This window comes from Pseudomonas fluorescens (assembly GCF_003732425.1).
GTDB lineage: Bacteria > Pseudomonadota > Gammaproteobacteria > Pseudomonadales > Pseudomonadaceae > Aquipseudomonas > Aquipseudomonas fluorescens_BE.
Genome location: NZ_MOBX01000015.1, coordinates 631,578 through 650,404 on the forward strand (window position 1 = coordinate 631,578; position 18,827 = coordinate 650,404).

The 18,827-nt window shown below is 60.2% G+C and carries 16 protein-coding genes; 10 read left to right on the forward strand and 6 right to left on the reverse strand.

The window, feature by feature from the left end:
• Positions 1–31 precede the first annotated feature (31 nt).
• The 3 genes from BK670_RS24845 to BK670_RS24855 form a co-directional block, all read right to left on the reverse strand.
• Positions 32–886, reverse strand: a complete 855-nt coding sequence (locus BK670_RS24845) for an ATPase (RefSeq protein ID WP_123453731.1) — start codon at positions 884–886, stop codon at positions 32–34.
• Positions 887–1,002: 116 nt separating this feature from the next.
• Positions 1,003–1,995 (reverse strand): NAD-dependent epimerase/dehydratase family protein, encoded by a 993-nt coding sequence (locus BK670_RS24850; RefSeq protein ID WP_123453733.1) that lies wholly within the window; start codon positions 1,993–1,995, stop codon positions 1,003–1,005.
• Positions 1,996–2,049: 54 nt separating this feature from the next.
• Positions 2,050–2,943 carry a LysR family transcriptional regulator ArgP gene (locus BK670_RS24855; RefSeq protein WP_123453735.1) on the reverse strand — a complete coding sequence of 298 codons (894 nt, stop codon included), beginning with the start codon at positions 2,941–2,943 and terminating at the stop codon, positions 2,050–2,052.
• 96 nt (positions 2,944–3,039) lie between these two features.
• Here BK670_RS24855 and BK670_RS24860 point away from each other — a divergent pair, with 96 nt between their 5' ends.
• The 10 genes from BK670_RS24860 to BK670_RS24905 all read left to right on the forward strand — a co-directional run bounded on the left by BK670_RS24860 (position 3,040) and on the right by BK670_RS24905 (position 17,047).
• The gene (locus BK670_RS24860) at positions 3,040–3,441 is read left to right on the forward strand and encodes an ACT domain-containing protein (RefSeq protein WP_123453737.1); all 402 of its coding nucleotides are present in this window, start codon (positions 3,040–3,042) and stop codon (positions 3,439–3,441) included.
• A gap of 5 nt (positions 3,442–3,446) precedes the next feature.
• Complete coding sequence (locus tag BK670_RS24865) at positions 3,447–4,049, forward strand: LysE/ArgO family amino acid transporter (RefSeq protein WP_123453739.1); 603 nt, start codon at positions 3,447–3,449, stop codon at positions 4,047–4,049.
• A 176-nt stretch (positions 4,050–4,225) separates the two neighbouring features.
• The gene (locus tag BK670_RS24870) at positions 4,226–4,822 is read left to right on the forward strand and encodes a superoxide dismutase (RefSeq protein ID WP_007918933.1); all 597 of its coding nucleotides are present in this window, start codon (positions 4,226–4,228) and stop codon (positions 4,820–4,822) included.
• Between the two features lie 329 nt (positions 4,823–5,151).
• Positions 5,152–7,203 (forward strand): putative bifunctional diguanylate cyclase/phosphodiesterase, encoded by a 2,052-nt coding sequence (locus BK670_RS24875; RefSeq protein ID WP_123453741.1) that lies wholly within the window; start codon positions 5,152–5,154, stop codon positions 7,201–7,203.
• A 219-nt stretch (positions 7,204–7,422) separates the two neighbouring features.
• Positions 7,423–8,769, forward strand: coding sequence for an imelysin family protein (locus tag BK670_RS24880; RefSeq protein ID WP_007918935.1), 1,347 nt, complete (start codon positions 7,423–7,425; stop codon positions 8,767–8,769).
• Positions 8,770–9,043: 274 nt separating this feature from the next.
• Complete coding sequence (locus BK670_RS24885; RefSeq protein ID WP_123453743.1) at positions 9,044–10,471, forward strand: di-heme oxidoreductase family protein; 1,428 nt, start codon at positions 9,044–9,046, stop codon at positions 10,469–10,471.
• Between the two features lie 27 nt (positions 10,472–10,498).
• The gene (locus BK670_RS24890; RefSeq protein WP_123453745.1) at positions 10,499–11,563 is read left to right on the forward strand and encodes an imelysin family protein; all 1,065 of its coding nucleotides are present in this window, start codon (positions 10,499–10,501) and stop codon (positions 11,561–11,563) included.
• Positions 11,564–11,577: 14 nt separating this feature from the next.
• A complete protein-coding gene (locus tag BK670_RS24895; protein ID WP_123453747.1) occupies positions 11,578–12,678 on the forward strand; it encodes a DUF1513 domain-containing protein in 1,101 nt (366 codons plus the stop codon).
• A 180-nt stretch (positions 12,679–12,858) separates the two neighbouring features.
• On the forward strand, positions 12,859–14,007 hold the full coding sequence (locus BK670_RS24900) for an efflux RND transporter periplasmic adaptor subunit (RefSeq protein WP_123453749.1): 1,149 nt from the start codon (positions 12,859–12,861) through the stop codon (positions 14,005–14,007).
• 13 nt (positions 14,008–14,020) lie between these two features.
• Positions 14,021–17,047 (forward strand): multidrug efflux RND transporter permease subunit, encoded by a 3,027-nt coding sequence (locus BK670_RS24905; RefSeq protein WP_123453751.1) that lies wholly within the window; start codon positions 14,021–14,023, stop codon positions 17,045–17,047.
• A gap of 135 nt (positions 17,048–17,182) precedes the next feature.
• Here BK670_RS24905 and BK670_RS24910 read toward each other — a convergent pair whose 3' ends face one another.
• Genes BK670_RS24910 through BK670_RS24920 form a run of 3 tightly spaced genes read right to left on the reverse strand, consistent with a single transcriptional unit; the run spans position 17,183 to position 18,802 of the window.
• On the reverse strand, positions 17,183–17,410 hold the full coding sequence (locus BK670_RS24910) for a hypothetical protein (RefSeq protein ID WP_123453753.1): 228 nt from the start codon (positions 17,408–17,410) through the stop codon (positions 17,183–17,185).
• A gap of 2 nt (positions 17,411–17,412) precedes the next feature.
• Positions 17,413–18,129: a lipopolysaccharide kinase InaA family protein gene (locus tag BK670_RS24915; RefSeq protein ID WP_093430558.1), complete on the reverse strand. Its 717-nt coding sequence runs from the start codon at positions 18,127–18,129 to the stop codon at positions 17,413–17,415.
• 4 nt (positions 18,130–18,133) lie between these two features.
• Positions 18,134–18,802 (reverse strand): class I SAM-dependent methyltransferase, encoded by a 669-nt coding sequence (locus BK670_RS24920; protein WP_016986675.1) that lies wholly within the window; start codon positions 18,800–18,802, stop codon positions 18,134–18,136.
• Positions 18,803–18,827: the final 25 nt, after the last annotated feature.

Below are 18,827 nucleotides of genomic sequence, written 5' to 3' on the forward strand. Positions count from 1 at the left end.
TCTCTGTCGACACAAAGAACCCTGGTTTTGACTATGGGCGGGCGTTGATCTGCTGCTGCAGGTTCTGAATCTGCGCCTGAAGGGTGTTGATGTTCCGGGTCATCTGCCCGCGGAAAGCGTCGAACTCAGCGGTATTGCCGCCACCCTGCGGGGCTGCCGGGCGGTTGTCCTGCTCGCTTTTGAGTACAACGATTTCCTGTTCAAGGCGATCGATCGCCGCGCTCGGATTGCCCTGTTTCTTCAACGCCGCAATATCGGCGCCGAGGCTTTTGAACTGCGCGTCAAAAGCCTTCAACTGGGCATCGACCTTGCTGGTGTCGGCCGGCGTGCTTTTCACTGTCGCCAGTTCCGCGCTCAATGCTTTGACCTGTGCTTGCAGCTGGGTGTTGGCGTTCTGTTGTTCGGTGGTCTGTGCGGTCATCTGCGCCAGACGTTTGTCCAGATCACTGGCCTGCCCGGCCACGCCTTGCTGTTGCTTGCTCTGATCGAGCAGCTTGCCTTCGAGCTGTTTGATTTGCAGCTTCAGGGCTTCGCTGTCGCTGGTGACATTGGACTGGCTGGCCACGACCTTGCCGGAAATGTCCTGCAAGCGCCCCGCCGCCTCTTCACTGATGCGCGCGAAGCTTTCCTGGGTTGCGACCAGTTGCTGTTCCATCAGCGAGATCTGCTGAAAGCTCCACCAGGCGAGGCCGATGAAGGCGAAAAACAATGCGCCGACCAAAGCCCACAACGGGCCGGTGCTGGCCGCCTTGACCTTGACCACGGGCGGCGTGCGCGAATGCACGGAGGTGCGGGCGGTGGTCGGAATGTCATCGTCGTCGAAGGTGTCGGCACGCAGGCTCGGGACATCATCGAAATCGTCGTGGGCATCATTACGCATGGACATTGAGGCAACCTTTGTGAAACGCGGTGATGGCTAAATGCTGCGAAGTATAACCGCCGCAGCCGCAGGGATTGACCCCCAACCTGCGGTGCGGTTCATTGCCGCCTGGCCGAATCGTTTCAACGAATGTCCTGAGCTTTCCACCAGCCGCAGAACTCATCCAGCGCCGACCACAGGCTGACTTTCGGATCGTAGTCCAGATAATGCCGGGCACGGCTGATGTCGAGGGTGAAATTTTTTTTCATCACCTGCATGCCCAGCCGTGACAGGGTTGGCTCCGGGCGTCCGGGCCAGAGCTTGCAAGCGCCCTCGTTGAGCGCCGCGACGCTGTAGGCCAGACCATACGAGCGATATTTGGTGACTTGCGGCACCTCCATCTTGCGCATTACGTAATTGACCACATCCCACAGCGGTACCGGCGCGCCGTTGCTGATGTTGTAAGCCTTGCCCAGCGCGGAACCGGCGGCGAGCAAACTGCTGAGCATCGCTTCGTTGAGGTTCTGCACGCTGGTGAAATCGACTTTGTTCAGGCCGTTGCCAATGATCGCCAGGCGGCCCTTGCGCTGCATATTAAGCAGGCGCGGGAAGATGCTCATGTCGCCGGCGCCGGTGACGAAGCGCGGGCGCAGGGCGATGGTTTCGAGGCCGAACTCTTGCGCACCGAAGACCTTTTGCTCGGCCAGGTACTTGGTTGCGGCGTAGGGATGCTTGAAGCGTTTGGGGACTTGCTCTTCGGTCAGATTGAAATGATCGCGACCATCGAAATAGATCGATGGCGAGGAAAGATGCACCAGACGCCGGACGCGCTGCTTGAGGCAGGCTTCGACGACGTTTTCGGTGACCTGCACGTTGCCCTGATGAAAGTCCTGATAGCGGCCCCACAGTCCGACGGCGCCCGCGCAATGCACCACGGCTTCAACATCGGAACACAGCTCGCGGACCAGATCGGGATCGGTCAGATCGCCGGGGACAAACTCGGCACCACGGCGCACCAGATGTTCGACGCTCTCGGCCCGGCGACCGTTGACCCGCACGTCCAGGCCCTGCTCCAGGGCGAAACGCGCAAAGCGTCCGCCAATGAAGCCGCTTGCGCCGGTGACCAGAATTTTCATGTAAAGCTCCGATGTCTTTCGTTTTGCCTGATTCGTGTGTCTTGACGCTGGCCGTCAGTCCAACGGCACCAGCCATTGCGCCGATGAGCGCACCAGTTGCTCGGTCAGCAAGCCCAGCAGCTGACCGCCATTGCGCCAATGATGCCAGTACAACGGCACGTCGATCGGTTTATCTGGCAACAGTTCGCGCAACACTCCCCGTTGCAATTGATCGCGCACCTGCAGTTCCGGCACCAGGCCCCAGCCGAGTCCGGCTTCGGTCAGGCGGATAAAGCCTTCCGAGGACGGGCACAAATGGTGCTCGAAACCGCCATCAACACCCAACGAGGCGAGGTAGCGATGCTGGAGAAAGTCGTCCGGCCCGAACACCAGCGCAGGCGTGCGCGGCAATTGTTCGGCGCGCACGCCGTCGGGGAAATGCCGCTCGATGAAGGCCGGGCTGGCCAGCGCGCGATAGCGCATCGCCCCGAGCAACACACTGCGCGCGCCGGCCACCGGGCGTTCGCTGGCGCAAAGACACGCGGCCACTTCCCCGGCGCGCATGCGTTTGAGGCCAACTGTCTGGTCTTCGACAACTAGGTCGAGCAACAAATGTTGCTCAGCACAGAAATCACCCACCGCGTCTGCCCACCAGGTGGCGAGGCTGTCGGCATTCAGGGCGATACGCAGACGTTCCGGCAGGCCCTCTTCGTCCAGCGCCGGCACCAGGGTTTGCAGGTCACGCTCAAGCAAACGCACCTGCTGCACATGGTTGAGCAGGCGCCGGCCAATCTCGGTCGGCGATGGCGGCGTACCGCGCACCAGCACCGGTTGGCCGACCCGCGCTTCCAGCAGTTTGATCCGCTGCGAGATCGCCGATTGCGACAACCCGAGCACCTGCGCGGCCCGCTCGAATCCAGCCTGCTCAACCACGGCGGCCAGCGCGGAAAGTAATTTGTAGTCGAACATCAGTTTTCCTAATGAGCGATCAGCACTATTGGTTTTTCTTATACAGGTTTCACCCGGAGAATAGCCAGCAAGCACTCTCTTTCAAGGAACACTTCAATGGCTGGCGAAACGTCTCTCACAACCTTGTTGCGCAGCATGAGCCCGCAACTCAACGCCGGCGAATACGTGTTTTGCACCCTGCCCGACGGTGTGTTGCCGAGTGGTCTGGAGGTTGTCGGCAGCTTCCGCGAACAGGAAGGCCTGACCGTGATTGTCGAACGTTCCCACGCCGAACAGGCCGGTTTCAGCTTCGATTACGTCGCGGCGTGGATAACCCTGAATGTGCATTCGGCACTCGAAGCAGTGGGCCTCACCGCCGCATTCGCCACGGCACTGGGTAAGGCCGGGATCAGTTGCAACGTGATCGCCGGTTATTACCACGACCATTTGTTCGTTGGTCAGGCCGACGCCGAACGCGCCATGCAAGTGCTGCGCGATCTCGCAGCCAACGCGGAGTAAATCTTATGTGGCAAAGCTATGTGAACGGCTTGCTGGTGGCGTTCGGGCTGATCATGGCGATCGGTACGCAGAACGCATTTGTATTGGCGCAGAGCTTACGGCGTGAGCACCATTTGCCGGTGGCGGCGCTGTGCGTGGTCTGCGATGCGCTGCTGGTTGCCGCCGGGGTATTCGGCCTGGCGACGATTCTGGCGCAGAACCCGACGCTGCTGGCGATTGCCCGCTGGGGCGGCGCGACGTTCCTGATCTGGTACGGCAGCCAGGCGCTCCGCCGGGCCTGTTCGAAGCAGAGCATGGGGCAAGGCGAGAACCAGACCGTGCGCTCCCTGCGCGCGGTGATGCTCAGCGCTTTGGCGGTGACGCTGCTCAATCCGCACGTTTATCTGGATACGGTGTTGCTGATTGGTTCTCTCGGCGCGCAACAATCGGTGCCCGGCGCTTATGTAGTGGGCGCAGCGAGTGCTTCGTTGCTGTGGTTTTTCACCCTGGCACTGGGTGCCGCATGGCTGGCGCCGTGGCTGGCACGGCCGAGTACCTGGCGGATTCTCGATCTGGTGGTGGCGTTGATGATGTTCACGGTCGCCGGTCAGCTGATATTGGCGCAGTGATTTATTCCAAACAGCTCTGGAACCTCTATCCCACACAGTTGTTGCGTGGTTAAGCCGCAACCCCGGTGCTATGATCCGAACCCTGCGCCGCAAAGAGTAAAAACTCGCCGGTGCATTTCTGGCCGCCCGTGATCGGCCTTGCGCTCACCGCAACAGACCTGATTAGGAGAATCATCATGGCTTTCGAATTGCCGCCGCTGCCTTACGCACACGATGCCCTGCAGCCGCACATTTCCAAGGAAACCCTGGAATACCACCACGACAAGCACCACAACACCTATGTCGTGAACCTGAACAACCTGGTGCCAGGCACCGAGTTCGAAGGCAAGACCCTGGAAGAAATCGTCAAGACTTCCTCGGGCGGTATCTTCAACAACGCCGCTCAGGTCTGGAACCACACTTTCTACTGGAACTGCCTGGCGCCAAACGCCGGCGGTCAACCAACCGGCGCACTGGCTGAAGCCATCAACGCAGCCTTCGGTTCGTTCGACAAGTTCAAGGAAGAGTTCAGCAAAACCTCGATCGGCACCTTCGGTTCCGGCTGGGGCTGGCTGGTGAAAAAAGCTGACGGTTCCCTGGCCCTGGCCAGCACCATCGGCGCCGGCAATCCGCTGACCAGCGGCGACACCCCGCTGCTGACCTGCGACGTTTGGGAACACGCTTACTACATCGACTACCGCAACGTTCGTCCTAAATATGTCGAAGCGTTCTGGAACCTGGTCAACTGGAAGTTCGTTGCTGAGCAGTTCGAAGGCAAAACCTTCACCGCTTAAGCTGCGCCAGTCAAAAAACCCGGCTTTGGCCGGGTTTTTTTATGCCTGCATTTAATAGCGTTTTTCTCACGATGAAAGCTGTCTGCCGCTACTTGCTGCCATGCCACAGCGGGCTACCATCAAAAAGAGGAAAAAATGCTGTGAACCGCTCAAGTTGAGGGCCGAAACTACCGACATAGTACAAATAGGGCAAATACTCCAGACAGCAGCCTTTCGGGCGAGACCACGGGCAAATTATCTCCGGCCCGATTGTCCCTTTGACTGCCAACTCGGGATTGCCAATACTCATGGCAACTTGACGCTACCCGCACGGAACAAGGAATAACCCTTTGAAGCTGGAACTCAAGAACAGCTTGTCGGTGAAGTTGCTCCGGGTCGTGCTCCTGTCGGCATTGATCGTCGGCGTAGTCTTGAGCTGCGCACAGATCGTTTTCGATGCCTACAAAACCCGCCAGGCCGTAGCCGGCGACGCCGAACGCATCCTCGACATGTTCCGCGATCCCTCGACCCAGGCGGTTTACAGCCTTGATCGGGAAATGGGCATGCAAGTGATCGAAGGCCTGTTCCAGGACGATGCCGTACGTCAGGCCTCCATCGGCCACCCCAACGAAGCCATGCTCGCGCAGAAATCCCGCGAATTGAAGCAGTCCAACAGCCGCTGGCTGACCGACCTGATCCTCGGCCAGGAGCGCACGTTCACCACGCAATTGGTGGGACGTGGTCCGTACAGCGAGTACTACGGCGACCTGAGCATCACCCTCGACACCGCCACCTATGGCGAGGGGTTTATTGTCAGTTCGGTGATCATTTTCATTTCCGGGGTTCTGCGCGCCTTGGCGATGGGCCTGGTGTTGTATCTGGTCTATCACTGGCTGCTGACCAAACCGCTGTCGCGGATTATCGAACACCTCACCGAGATCAATCCGGATCGCCCCAGCGAGCACAAGATTCCGCAGATCAAGGGTCACGAGAAAAACGAACTCGGCATCTGGATCAACACCGCCAACCAGTTGCTTGAGTCGATCGAACGCAACACCCATCTGCGCCACGAAGCGGAAAACAGTCTGCTGCGCATGGCCCAGTACGATTTCCTCACCGGCCTGCCGAATCGCCAGCAACTGCAGCAGCAACTGGACAAGATTCTGGTCGACGCCGGCAAGCTGCAACGCCGGGTCGCGGTGTTGTGCGTGGGGCTGGATGATTTCAAAGGCATCAACGAGCAGTTCAGTTATCAGACCGGCGATCAATTGTTGCTGGCTCTCGCCGATCGCCTGCGCGCCCACAGCGGCCGACTCGGCGCCCTCGCCCGCCTGGGCGGTGACCAGTTCGCGCTGGTGCAAGCGGATATAGAGCAACCTTACGAAGCAGCGGAACTGGCGCAAAGCATCCTTGATGATCTGGAAGCGGCGTTCGCCCTCGACCATCAGGAAATCCGCCTGCGCGCGACCATCGGCATCACCCTGTTCCCGGAGGACGGCGACAGCACCGAGAAGCTGTTGCAGAAAGCCGAGCAGACCATGACCCTGGCCAAGACCCGCTCGCGCAACCGCTATCAGTTTTATATCGCCAGCGTCGACAGCGAGATGCGTCGCCGCCGCGAACTGGAAAAAGACCTGCGCGATGCGCTGATTCGCGATCAGTTCTACCTCGTCTACCAGCCGCAGATCAGCTACCGCGACCATCGCGTGGTCGGTGTCGAAGCGTTGATTCGCTGGCAGCACCCGGAACACGGTCTGGTGCCGCCAGACTTGTTCATCCCGCTGGCCGAACAGAACGGCACGATCATCGCCATCGGCGAATGGGTGCTCGATCAGGCCTGCAAACAACTACGCGAATGGCACGATCAGGGCTTCGCCGATCTGCGCATGGCGGTGAACCTGTCCACCGTGCAGTTGCACCACGCCGAGTTGCCGCGCGTGGTCAACAACCTGCTGCAGATGTACCGCCTGCCACCGCGCAGCCTGGAACTGGAGGTCACCGAAACCGGCCTGATGGAAGACATCAGCACCGCCGCCCAGCACTTGCTCAGCCTGCGTCGCTCCGGCGCATTGATCGCCATCGATGATTTCGGCACCGGCTATTCATCTCTGAGCTACCTGAAAAGCCTGCCGCTGGACAAAATCAAGATCGACAAGAGCTTCGTTCAGGACCTGCTCGATGACGACGACGATGCGACCATCGTTCGCGCGATCATTCAACTGGGCAAAAGCCTCGGCATGCAGGTGATCGCCGAGGGCGTGGAAACCGCCGAGCAGGAAAGCTACATCATCTCCGAAGGCTGCCACGAAGGTCAGGGTTACCACTACAGCAAACCGCTGCCGGCCCGGGAATTGGGTGCCTATCTCAAACAGGCGCAACGCAGTAACGCGGTCATTCTCTAGACGATCAAAAGATCGCAGCCTCGTTTCACTCGACAGCTCCTACATTTGAAATGCATTCCCCCGCGGGCTGCGATTTTTTGATCGGTGCCATCACGCCGACGCAAATAAGAAATATTTCCAGCCACAACCCTTTACACATAATGCGAAAGATTTGCATTATGTCGCAGTTTTGCGCACCCCCGCGCCAGTCCAATCAACTACCGAAGCAGGATGTTCGCCATGATTCGTATGCCTCTGGCTACCGCCAGTCTGCTGGCCATCGCTATTTCCCTCGCCGGTTGCGGCGAAGGCAAAGACAAGGCCGCCGCTCCGGCCGCACCGACGCCAGCCGCCAGCACCACCGCACCTGCGGCGGCGCCTGCCGCTGCCGGTAAAGTCGACGAAGCCGCCGCCAAGGCTGTGGTCGCGCATTACGCCGACATGGTCTTCGCCGTCTATAGCGATGCCGAATCCACCGCGAAAACCCTGCAGACCGCCGTCGACGCGTTCCTCGCCAAGCCGAACGCCGACACCCTGAAAGCCGCCAAGGCTGCCTGGGTCGCCGCGCGCGTTCCGTACCTGCAGAGCGAAGTGTTCCGCTTCGGCAACACCATCATCGACGATTGGGAAGGTCAGGTTAACGCCTGGCCGCTGGACGAGGGTCTGATCGACTACGTCGACAAATCCTACGAGCACGCACTGGGTAACCCGGGCGCCACCGCCAACATCATCGCCAACACCGAAGTTCAGGTCGGCGAAGACAAGGTCGACGTCAAAGACATCACCCCGGAAAAACTCGCCAGCCTCAACGAGCTGGGCGGCTCCGAAGCCAACGTCGCCACCGGCTACCACGCGATCGAATTCCTGCTCTGGGGCCAGGATCTGAACGGCACCGGCCCTGGCGCTGGCAACCGTCCGGCTTCGGACTACCTGGAAGGCGCCGGCGCCACTGGCGGCCACAACGATCGTCGGCGTGCCTACCTGAAGTCGGTGACCCAACTGCTGGTCAGCGACCTGGAAGAAATGGTCGGCAACTGGAAGCCGAACGTGGCCGACAACTACCGCGCCACCCTGGAAGCCGAGCCAGGCGAAACCGGTCTGCGCAAAATGCTCTTCGGCATGGGCAGCCTGTCCTTGGGTGAACTGGCGGGCGAGCGCATGAAGGTGTCCCTGGAAGCCAACTCCCCGGAAGACGAGCAGGACTGCTTCAGCGACAACACCCACAACTCGCACTTCTACGATGCCAAAGGCATTCGTAACGTCTACTTGGGCGAGTACACCCGTGTTGATGGCACCAAGATGACCGGCGCCAGCCTGTCGTCGCTGGTGGCCAAGGCCGACCCGGCTGCCGACACCGCACTGAAAGCCGATCTGGCTGCGACCGAAGCGAAGATCCAGGTCATGGTCGATCACGCCAACAAGGGTGAGCACTACGACCAACTGATCGCTGCCGGCAACACCGCTGGCAACCAGATCGTTCGCGACGCCATCGCCTCGCTGGTCAAGCAGACCGGTTCGATCGAAGCCGCTGCCGGCAAACTGGGCATCAGCGACCTGAACCCGGACAACGCTGATCACGAGTTCTGATCACCGCGTCCGCGTTAAAAAAGGCGACCTTCGGGTCGCCTTTTTCATGCCTGCCCTACACGGCCCACTGTAGGAGCTGCCGAAGGCTGCGATCTTTTGACTTTGCTTCTAAAAAAGACAGATCAAAAGATCGCAGCCTTCGGCAGCTCCTACAGGGGTTTTGCATTGCTCTTCAGATTTGCGCTGTATCAAGCAAACGATAATTCCTCTTATTCAAACTCCTTCGCCCTGTTAGACTTTGCGCCTTAAATTTTGCCCGTCCGCAGGATGTCTGATGCCCTCGCTGCCTCTTCGCTTGTCTGCACTGTTGCTGGCCCTGGGCCTGAGTGCCTGCGATGACGCCCCGCGTTTCACCAAGGCCGAGCCTGGTGAAGCACGTTCGGGCGGTGCGGCGACCGTGCGCAAGACCGATCAAAACGCGTTCTCCCTGCCCTCGGCCAACCTGCCGCCGTCGCGGCGGGTGGATTTCAGTGTCGGCAACAGCTTTTTCCGCAGCCCGTGGGTGATCGCGCCGTCGACCACCACGGCGCGCGATGGCCTCGGCCCGTTGTTCAATACCAATGCCTGTCAGGGCTGCCATATCAAGGACGGTCGCGGTCATCCGCCACCACCGGATGCGCCTAACGCGGTGTCCATGCTCGTGCGCCTGTCGATTCCCAACACGCCGGAATTCGCCAAAGTTATCGAGCAGGTCGGCGTGGTGCCGGAGCCGGTCTATGGCGGCCAGTTCCAGGACATGGCGGTGCCCGGTGTCGTACCGGAAGGCAAAGTCCGCGTTGACTACACGCCAGTGCCTGTACGTTTCAAGGACGGCACCGAAGTCGAACTACGCAAACCGGTCTTGCAGATCACCCAGCTCGGCTACGGCCCGATGCATCCGGACACGCGTTTCTCGGCCCGCGTCGCCCCGCCGATGATCGGCCTCGGCCTGCTTGAAGCCATCCCGGAACAAGCGATCCTCGCCAACGCAGCGGCGCAAGCCAAAGACAACAACGGCATCAACGGCCGGCCGAACCGGGTCTGGGATGACGAACTGCAGAAAACCGTGATCGGGCGATTTGGCTGGAAAGCCGGGCAGCCGAACCTCAATCAACAAAACGTTCACGCGTTTTCCGGTGACATGGGCCTCACGACCAGCCTGCGCCCCTTCGATGACTGCACCGACGCGCAAACCGCCTGTAAACAGGCACCGAACGGCAACGGCCCGAACGGCGAGCCGGAAGTCAGCGACAACATTCTGCGTCTGGTGCTGTTCTATAGCCGCAACCTCGCCGTACCGGCGCGGCGCGGCGTCAACGATCCACAAGTGCTGGCCGGCAAGAATCTGTTTTTCCAGGCCGGCTGCCAGTCGTGCCATACACCGAAATACACCACCGCCGCCAACGCCGCCGAACCGGAACTGGCCAATCAGGTGATTCGCCCGTACAGCGATCTGCTGCTGCATGACATGGGCGACGGTCTGGCGGACAACCGCACTGAGTTTCAGGCTTCCGGCCGCGACTGGCGCACGCCGCCGTTGTGGGGGATTGGCCTGACGCAAGCAGTCAGCGGTCACACCCAGTTTTTGCATGACGGTCGCGCGCGCAATCTGCTCGAAGCGGTGCTCTGGCACGGCGGCGAAGCGCAAGCCGCGCAGCAACAGGTTTTGTCTTTCAATGCCGAGCAGCGTGCCGCGTTGCTGGCGTTTTTGAACTCACTTTAAACACTAAAAAAGAATCGGGAGCCCGACATGTTCCGTCCCAAGCTACTGTTCACCAGCCTTGCCGCGCTCGCCCTCGGTGCCTGCTCGCCGCAGGATCCGCAAGCGGTCACCTCGGCAGCCATCGCCAAATCGGTGATCCTGCCGACCTACACGCGCTGGGTCGAAGCCGACAAGCAACTGGCAGTCAGCGCCCTCGCCTACTGCCAGGGCAAGGAAACCCTGGAAACCGCCCGTGCCGACTTCCTCCACGCGCAGAAAGCCTGGGCCGAGTTGCAACCGCTGCTGATCGGCCCGCTGGCCGAGGGCAACCGTTCGTGGCAGGTGCAGTTCTGGCCGGACAAAAAGAACCTCGTCGGCCGTCAGGTCGAGCAACTGGTGGTCGCCCAGCCGCAGATCGACGCCGCCGCACTGGCCAAGTCGAGCGTGGTGGTGCAAGGCCTGTCGGCTTACGAGTACATCCTGTTCGACGCCAAGCCAGACGTGGCCAACGCCGAACAGAAGGCCAAGTACTGCCCGCTGTTGATTGCCATTGGCGAACGGCAGAAGCAACTGGCCGAAGAAATTCTGCAGAGCTGGAACAACACCGACGGCATGCTCGCGCAGATGAGCAAATTCCCCAACCAGCGCTATGCCGACTCCCATGAAGCAATTGCCGATCTGCTGCGTGTGCAAGTCACCGCGCTGGACACCCTGAAGAAAAAACTCGGCACGCCAATGGGCCGTCAGAGCAAGGGCGTACCGCAGCCGTTCCAGGCCGATGCCTGGCGCAGCCAGTCTTCGCTGACCGCGCTGGAAGCCAGCCTCGCCGCTGCCAAAACCGTGTGGGAAGGCGTCGACAACAAAGGCCTGCGCGGTCTGTTGCCGGCTGAGCAAAAGCCACTGGCGGACAAGATCGATGCGGCCTACGCCGCTTCGCTGAAACTGTTCGACAGCACCCAGCGTTCGCTCGGTGAAATGCTCGAAGACGACGCCGGACGTCAACAACTCAACGACATCTACGACAGCCTCAACGTCGTCCATCGCCTGCACGAAGGCGAACTGGCCAAGGCGCTGGGCATCCAACTGGGCTTCAACGCCAACGACGGTGACTGATGAGGGCAAGTGCCATGCTGCGACGTCAGGTTCTGACTTTAGGTAGTGCACTGCTGGGAGCAGTGACGCTGGGCGGCTGGACGCTGTTCAAACGCAAGGATCAGAGCCCGCTGTTGCTGTCGGCGCGCGACGACACCGACGGCAAGCATTACGCCGTCGGTTATCGGCTGGACGGCACGCGGGTGTTCGCCACCGAAGTCGGCCAGCGTTGCCACGACATCATCAACCACCCGACGCAGCCGATTGCGTTGTTCGTCGCCCGGCGTCCAGGCACCGAGAGTTACCTGATCGACCTGCGCGACGGCACGTTACTGCAGACCGTGACTTCGCAGCCGAACCGGCACTTCTACGGCCACGCCGTGGTGCACAAGGATGGTGAATACCTCTACGCCACCGAGAACGACACCACCGATCCCGGCCGTGGCTTGCTCGGTGTGTACAAATTCGAAGGCGCGCGGCTGGTGCACTCGGGCGAGATTTCCACCCACGGTCTCGGCCCGCATCAGGTGTCGTGGATGCCCGACGGCGAGACGCTGGTGGTGGCCAACGGCGGGATTCGTACCGAGGCGGAAAGCCGCGTCGACATGAACCTCAACGCCATGGAGCCGAGCCTGGTGCTGATGCAGCGCGACGGCACGTTGTTGAGCAAGGAAACCCTCGCCCAGCAGATGAACAGCGTGCGTCACCTGGGCATCGCCAGCGACGGCACCATCGTCGCCGGCCAGCAGTTCATGGGCGCCTCGCATGAGCGCTCGGAGCTGCTGGCGATCAAGCGTCCGGGGCAGCCGTTCGTGGCCTTCCCGGTACCGGAGCATCAGCTGCAGTCGATGGGGCACTACACCGCCAGCGTTGCCGTGCACAGCGATTTGCGTCTGGTCGCGCTGACGGCCCCCCGTGGCAATCGCTTCTTTATCTGGGATCTGGACAGCGGCGAAGTGCGCCTCGATGCGCCGTTGCCAGATTGTGCGGGTGTGGGTGCGGTGAATGACGGTTTTGTCGTGACCTCCGGGCAAGGGCGCTGCCGTTACTACGATTGCCGTCAGGATGAGCTGTTGGCCAAACCGCTGGAACTGCCGGCGGGGCTCTGGGACAACCATCTTCATCTGATGGCCTGAACCCACCGCAAAAGATCGCAGCCTTCGGCAGCTCCTACCTTGGAATGCATTCCCCTGTAGGAGCTGCCGAAGGCTGCGATCTTTTTGCGCCCCCCTGTAATAACTGCTAGTTGGAATCCCCCCAGCACTCGGAGTAATGTGCCCGCCTGTCTCACCTGATTTATCCAAGGAACTGGAAATATGCTGCGTCGCCGCATGCTGATCATGTTGGGTGTTGTTTTGTTGATCGTCCTGGTGCTGGGCGGGTACAAAGCCTTTTCGATCTACACGATGATCCAGGGCTTTTCCAAGCCGAAACCGCCGATCAGCGTCGCCGTGGCCAATGCCACCGAACAGCCGTGGCAGATGCGCTTGCCTACCGTCGGCTCACTCAAGGCGCTGCAAGGTGTCGAGCTGAGCCTGGAAGTGGCCGGCACCGTCACCGAACTCAAGTTCGAATCCGGACAGAAGGTCAAGGCCGGGCAACCGCTGCTGCAACTCGACAGTGGCGTCGAAACCGCCCTGCTGGAAACCGCCAAGGCTGACCTGGGTCTGGCGCAACTGGACTTCGGCCGTGGCGCGCAATTGGTCGACAGCCGCGCCATCTCCAAAGGCGAGTACGACCGGCTCTCCGCGGTTCTGCAAAAGAACAAAGCCACGGTCAATCAGCTCAACGCTTCGCTGGCGAAAAAACGCATCCTCGCACCGTTCAGCGGCACCATCGGCATCCGTCAGGTCGACGTCGGCGACTACCTCGCCAGCGGCACCAAAATCGCCACACTGCAGGATTTGAGCAGCCTCTACGCCGACTTCTACCTGCCCGAACAATCGGTACCGAAACTGGCCATCGGTCAGCCGGTGCAGATTGCAGTCGCCGCCTATCCCAAGCAAAACTTCGCCGGCAAGATCAGCGCAATCAACCCGATCGTCGAAAGCACTACGCGCAACATTCTAGTTCGCGCCACGCTGGCCAACCCGGATGGCAAATTGCTGCCGGGCATGTTCGCCAGCCTCGAGGTGTTGCTGCCCGATCCGCAGAAACACATCGTCGTGCCGGAGAGCGCAATCACCTACACCCTCTACGGCAACTCGATCTACGTGGTCGGGCAGAAGAAAGCCGAGGACGGCAGCGTCGAAAAGGATGACAAGGGCCAACCGGTGCTGATCGCCGAGCGCCGCTTTATCGAAACCGGTGAGCGCCGCGATGGTTTGGTGATGATCAACAAGGGCGTGCAGAGCGGCGAACAAGTGGTAACGGCCGGCCAGATCAAACTGGACAACGGTGCCCACATCGCCATCAGCGACGACAAGACCCTCGGCGAGCAGAACAGTCCGCCTCGCGCCGACTGATCAAGGAATCCCCATGGCTTTTACCGATCCGTTCATCCGCCGCCCGGTGCTCGCCACCGTGGTCAGCCTGTTGATTGTGCTGTTGGGCTTTCAGGCCTGGAGCAAGTTGCCGCTGCGCCAATACCCGCAAATGGAAAACGCCCTGATCACGGTGACCACCGCTTACCCCGGGGCCAACGCCGAAACCATTCAGGGCTACATCACCCAGCCGATGCAGCAGAGCCTGGCCAGCGCCGAGGGCATCGACTACATGACCTCGGTCAGTCGCCAGAACTTCTCGGTGATTTCGATCTACGCGCGCATCGGCTCGAATACCGACCGCTTGTTCACCGAACTGCTGGCCAAGGCCAACGAGGTGAAAAACAAGTTGCCGCAGGACGCCGAAGACCCGGTGCTGAGCAAGGAATCCGCCGACGCCTCGGCGCTGATGTACATCAGCTTCTTCAGTAAGGACTTGAGTAACCCGCAGATCACCGATTACCTGTCGCGGGTGATCCAGCCAAAACTGGCGACCCTCCCGGGCATGGCCGAGGCAGAGATTCTCGGCAATCAGGTGTTCGCCATGCGCCTGTGGCTCGACCCGGTGAAACTCGCCGGTTTCGGCCTCAGCGCCAGCGATGTGACCAACGCCGTGCGCCAGTACAACTTCCTCTCCGCCGCTGGCGAAGTGAAAGGCGAGTACGTGGTCACCAGCATCAACGCCAACACCGAACTGAAATCCGCTGAAGCCTTCGCGGCGATTCCGCTCAAGGTCAGTGGCGACAGCCGTGTGCTGCTCAGCGATGTCGCACGGGTGGAAATGGGCGCGGAAAACTACGACTCGATCAGCTCGTTCGGCGGCACGCCGTCGGTTTACATCGGCATCAAGGCCACTCCCGGCGCCAACCCGCTGGATGTGATCAAGGAAGTGCGCAAGCTGATGCCGGAGCTGGAAGCGCAACTGCCGCCGAACCTCAAGAGCGAGATTGCCTACGACGCCACGCTGTTTATTCAGGCTTCGATCGATGAAGTGGTGAAAACCCTGTTCGAAGCAGTGCTGATCGTCATCGTCGTGGTGTTCCTGTTCCTTGGTGCGCTGCGTTCGGTGGTGATCCCGGTGGTGACCATTCCGCTGTCGATGATCGGCGTGATGTTCTTCATGCAGATGATGGGCTACTCGATGAACCTGCTGACGCTGCTGGCGATGGTGCTGGCCATCGGTCTGGTGGTGGACGATGCGATTGTCGTGGTGGAAAACATCCACCGGCACATCGAGGAAGGCAAGACGCCGTTTGATGCGGCCCTGGAAGGCGCGCGGGAAATCGCCATGCCGGTGGTGTCGATGACCATCACCCTGGCGGCGGTGTATGCGCCGATCGGTTTCCTCACCGGGCTGACCGGGGCGTTGTTCAAGGAATTTGCGCTGACCCTCGCCGGCGCCGTGGTGATTTCCGGAATCGTCGCCCTGACCCTGTCGCCAATGATGTGTGCGTTTTTGCTGCGTCACGAGGAAAACCCCAGCGGCCTGGCGCATCGCCTCGATCGTATTTTCGACGGCCTCAAGCGCCGCTATCAGAGCATGCTGCACGGCACGCTGAACACACGGCCGGTGGTGCTGGTGTTCGCGGTGATCGTGTTGTGCCTGATCCCGGTGTTCCTCAAGTTCACCAAATCGGAGCTGGCCCCGGACGAGGATCAGGGCATCATTTTCATGATGGCCACTGCGCCGCAGCCAACCAACCTCAATTACCTGAGCACCTACACCGACGAATTCATCAAGATCTTCAAGGAATTCCCGGAGTACTACTCGTCGTTCCAGATCAACGGCTACAACGGTGTACAGGCGGGCATCGGTGGTTTCCTGCTCAAACCGTGGAACGAACGCAGTCGCACACAGATGCAAATCCTCCCCGAGGTGCAGGGCAAACTGGAAGGCATTCCGGGCTTACAGATTTTCGGTTTCAACCTGCCCTCCCTGCCCGGCACCGGCGAAGGCCTGCCGTTCGAGTTTGTGGTCAACACCGCCAACGACTACGAACTGTTGCTGCAAGTCGCCGACCGGATCAAGAAGCGCGCGATGGAATCGGGCAAGTTCGCCTTTGTCGACCTTGATCTGGCGTTCGACAAACCCGAAGTCGTCGTCGATATCGACCGCGCCAAAGCGGCGCAGATGGGCGTGTCGATGCAGGACCTCGGTGGCACCCTCGCCACCCTGTTGGGCGAGGCGGAAATCAATCGTTTCACCATCGAAGGGCGCAGCTACAAAGTCATCGCCCAGGTCGAACGGCCGTACCGCGACAACCCGGACTGGCTGAACAATTACTACGTGAAAAACACCCAGGGTGAGTTGCTGCCACTGTCGACGCTGATCAAGGTCAGCGACCGCGCCCGACCGCGCCAGCTCAATCAGTTCCAGCAACTCAACGCCGCGAAGATCTCCGGTTTCCCGCTGGTGAGCATGGGTGAAGCCATCGACACCGTGCTGCAGATCGCCCGCGAAGAAGCGCCAGCCGGATTTGCCTTCGACTATGGCGGCGCCTCACGCCAGTTCGTGCAGGAAGGCAGTGCCCTGTGGGTAACCTTTGCGCTGGCGCTGGCGATTATCTTTCTGGTGCTGGCAGCGCAGTTCGAGAGCTTCCGCGATCCGCTGGTGATTCTGGTGACGGTGCCGTTGTCGATCTGTGGCGCGTTGATTCCGCTGTTCCTCGGCTGGTCGAGTATGAACATCTACACCCAGGTCGGGCTGGTGACGCTGATCGGGCTGATCAGCAAGCACGGCATCCTGATCGTCGAGTTCGCCAACCAGCTACGCAAGGACAAAGGCTTGACGGCGCGTGAAGCCGTTGAGGAAGCGGCAGCGATTCGTTTGCGACCGGTGTTGATGACCACGGCGGCGATGGTGTTTGGCATGGTGCCGTTGATTCTCGCCACCGGTGCCGGCGCGGTCAGCCGCTTTGATATCGGCATGGTGATTGCCACGGGGATGTCGATTGGCACGTTGTTTACGCTGTTCGTCTTGCCGTGTGTTTACACCTTGCTGGCGAAACCCGATAAGCCTTGAAAGCAAAAGATCGCAGCCTTCGGCAGCTCCTACACCGATCCATGTAGGAGCTGCCGAAGGCTGCGATCTTTTGATCTTGCTTGCATAAAAAAAGGCCTCGCATCTGCGAGGCCTTTTATGTGGGCTTCATTCGGTTCAACTTTGCGGCCTCATCCCTTGAGAAAGACCGAACATGAACAACAACAAATCATGATCGGGTTGGGTCGCCACGGAGGCTTTCGCCACCCGTGGGACTGCGCAGTGGGCGCCGTCTACCGACGCGCCAACCACCTGCATGCGAGGCTGCTCCCAGGCAGCCACCGCCAATGACGCAACTGCCAAGGCTCCAACCAAAAACAAACCTCGTGCAATTTCTAGTTTCATCGCTATAAACCTTTGATAGCGCTGCCAAACGCCGTCTCATAAAAGTAGACGAGTTTCTTCCAGTCCGTGTCGCGGAACGACGAATGGCGACGCAATTGCTTCATGTCGTGGGAAGCGGCGCGATAGGCGGTCAGACGCTGGCGGCATTTCTCCAGATCGATCAAAGCGACCTCGACCTTGGCCGATTCGCCTTCGCCCGTCACACGCACAAACACGTGCTTGATGTAGATGCAGCTGTGCTGCCAACGGCCCTTGTGCATGCGGGCCAGGTTCTCGGCGAGGTCCTTGAGCACACGCTCATACACCACATCGCCGCACTGATCGCGACCGCCGGCAGCCGCTAGCCAATGTTCCAGTTCCTGGAAACCGTCCAGGGACTTGGTGACCAGCAATGCACGCCATTTGTGCTGCGGATCAGGCTGGGCGCCGCAGAAAACGATTTGCGGCACGCGCACGCCGAGCTTGCTCACGCCGGTCAGCGCATCAAGTTCACGCAAAACAGTAGGACGACCAAAAGGGTGCAACCAACTGCGATAGATATGACCGGTCTGGCGTTTGGCATACAGCAGTTGACCATCACGCCCCACGACCCTTTGCACGCCACTTTCCCCGCCGCGTCGAACGTTGGGTTCTTCCACCCACTCGCCGCGCTGGTTCCAGTAAAAGTCAAAGCGATCTTGCGGAGCGACGTCCGTTTCCGCTGCAAATTGCACTGCCATCCTGTTACCTCTTGCGTAATACGTAAACCCGCCACATGGCGTAGAGCGGAATAAAGTCCAGTTGTTCCTGAATCCGAAAACCTGCTTCCTCAAACTCCTTTTCCACCGTAGCGGCCGGTAACACAAAGCGATTCTGGTACTCGCGTTTGTCACGGTTGCGCTCGGCTCGCTGGCGTTTCCAGGCTTTGAAATTGCCATCAACCCACAGCGAAACGATCACACTGTCCCGGGTAACGCGCTCGAATTCGCGCAGAATCGCCCGGCGATGCTCGGCTTCACCGATGTGGTGGAGCAGACGCATGCAGAAAATGCTGTCGACGGCGTTATCAGGCAAGGCAATGTCGAATGCAGAGGTGTGCAAGGGTTGTACCCGTTTCACTACATCGGCCGGTTGCGACTGCATTGCCGTCTTGATCATCGACTCGGAATTGTCCGCGCCGATAATCACCCGGTTGGCCTTTTCGCCCAACAAGGGCCAGAAACGCCCGGCACCGCAAGGCAGATCCAGCACCAGTCCCGGTTCACCCACCGACGCCAGCGCCTTGCGGGCCATCTGTTCGTCACGCCAGTGGGAGAGACGCCGTCCAAGGCTTTCTTTGTGCTTGCGCAGGTATTTCTGCGCGTGTTGATCGTCGTACTTCTCGGAAAAATCGAGTTTGATCGGACCGGCCATCACCTGAACTCCTGAATTGCTGATG

Bases quoted from the DNA above. Each gene is read 5' to 3' on its own strand.
- BK670_RS24845 (WP_123453731.1), bottom strand. From the start codon at position 886: ATGTCCATGCGTAATGATGCCCACGACGATTTCGATGATGTCCCGAGC.
- BK670_RS24850 (WP_123453733.1), bottom strand. From the start codon at position 1,995: ATGAAAATTCTGGTCACCGGCGCAAGCGGCTTCATTGGCGGACGCTTT.
- BK670_RS24855 (WP_123453735.1), bottom strand. From the start codon at position 2,943: ATGTTCGACTACAAATTACTTTCCGCGCTGGCCGCCGTGGTTGAGCAG.
- BK670_RS24860 (WP_123453737.1), top strand. From the start codon at position 3,040: ATGGCTGGCGAAACGTCTCTCACAACCTTGTTGCGCAGCATGAGCCCG.
- BK670_RS24865 (WP_123453739.1), top strand. From the start codon at position 3,447: ATGTGGCAAAGCTATGTGAACGGCTTGCTGGTGGCGTTCGGGCTGATC.
- BK670_RS24870 (WP_007918933.1), top strand. From the start codon at position 4,226: ATGGCTTTCGAATTGCCGCCGCTGCCTTACGCACACGATGCCCTGCAG.
- BK670_RS24880 (WP_007918935.1), top strand. From the start codon at position 7,423: ATGATTCGTATGCCTCTGGCTACCGCCAGTCTGCTGGCCATCGCTATT.
- BK670_RS24885 (WP_123453743.1), top strand. From the start codon at position 9,044: ATGCCCTCGCTGCCTCTTCGCTTGTCTGCACTGTTGCTGGCCCTGGGC.
- BK670_RS24890 (WP_123453745.1), top strand. From the start codon at position 10,499: ATGTTCCGTCCCAAGCTACTGTTCACCAGCCTTGCCGCGCTCGCCCTC.
- BK670_RS24895 (WP_123453747.1), top strand. From the start codon at position 11,578: ATGCTGCGACGTCAGGTTCTGACTTTAGGTAGTGCACTGCTGGGAGCA.
- BK670_RS24900 (WP_123453749.1), top strand. From the start codon at position 12,859: ATGCTGCGTCGCCGCATGCTGATCATGTTGGGTGTTGTTTTGTTGATC.
- BK670_RS24905 (WP_123453751.1), top strand. From the start codon at position 14,021: ATGGCTTTTACCGATCCGTTCATCCGCCGCCCGGTGCTCGCCACCGTG.
- BK670_RS24910 (WP_123453753.1), bottom strand. From the start codon at position 17,410: ATGAAACTAGAAATTGCACGAGGTTTGTTTTTGGTTGGAGCCTTGGCA.
- BK670_RS24915 (WP_093430558.1), bottom strand. From the start codon at position 18,129: ATGGCAGTGCAATTTGCAGCGGAAACGGACGTCGCTCCGCAAGATCGC.
- BK670_RS24920 (WP_016986675.1), bottom strand. From the start codon at position 18,802: ATGGCCGGTCCGATCAAACTCGATTTTTCCGAGAAGTACGACGATCAA.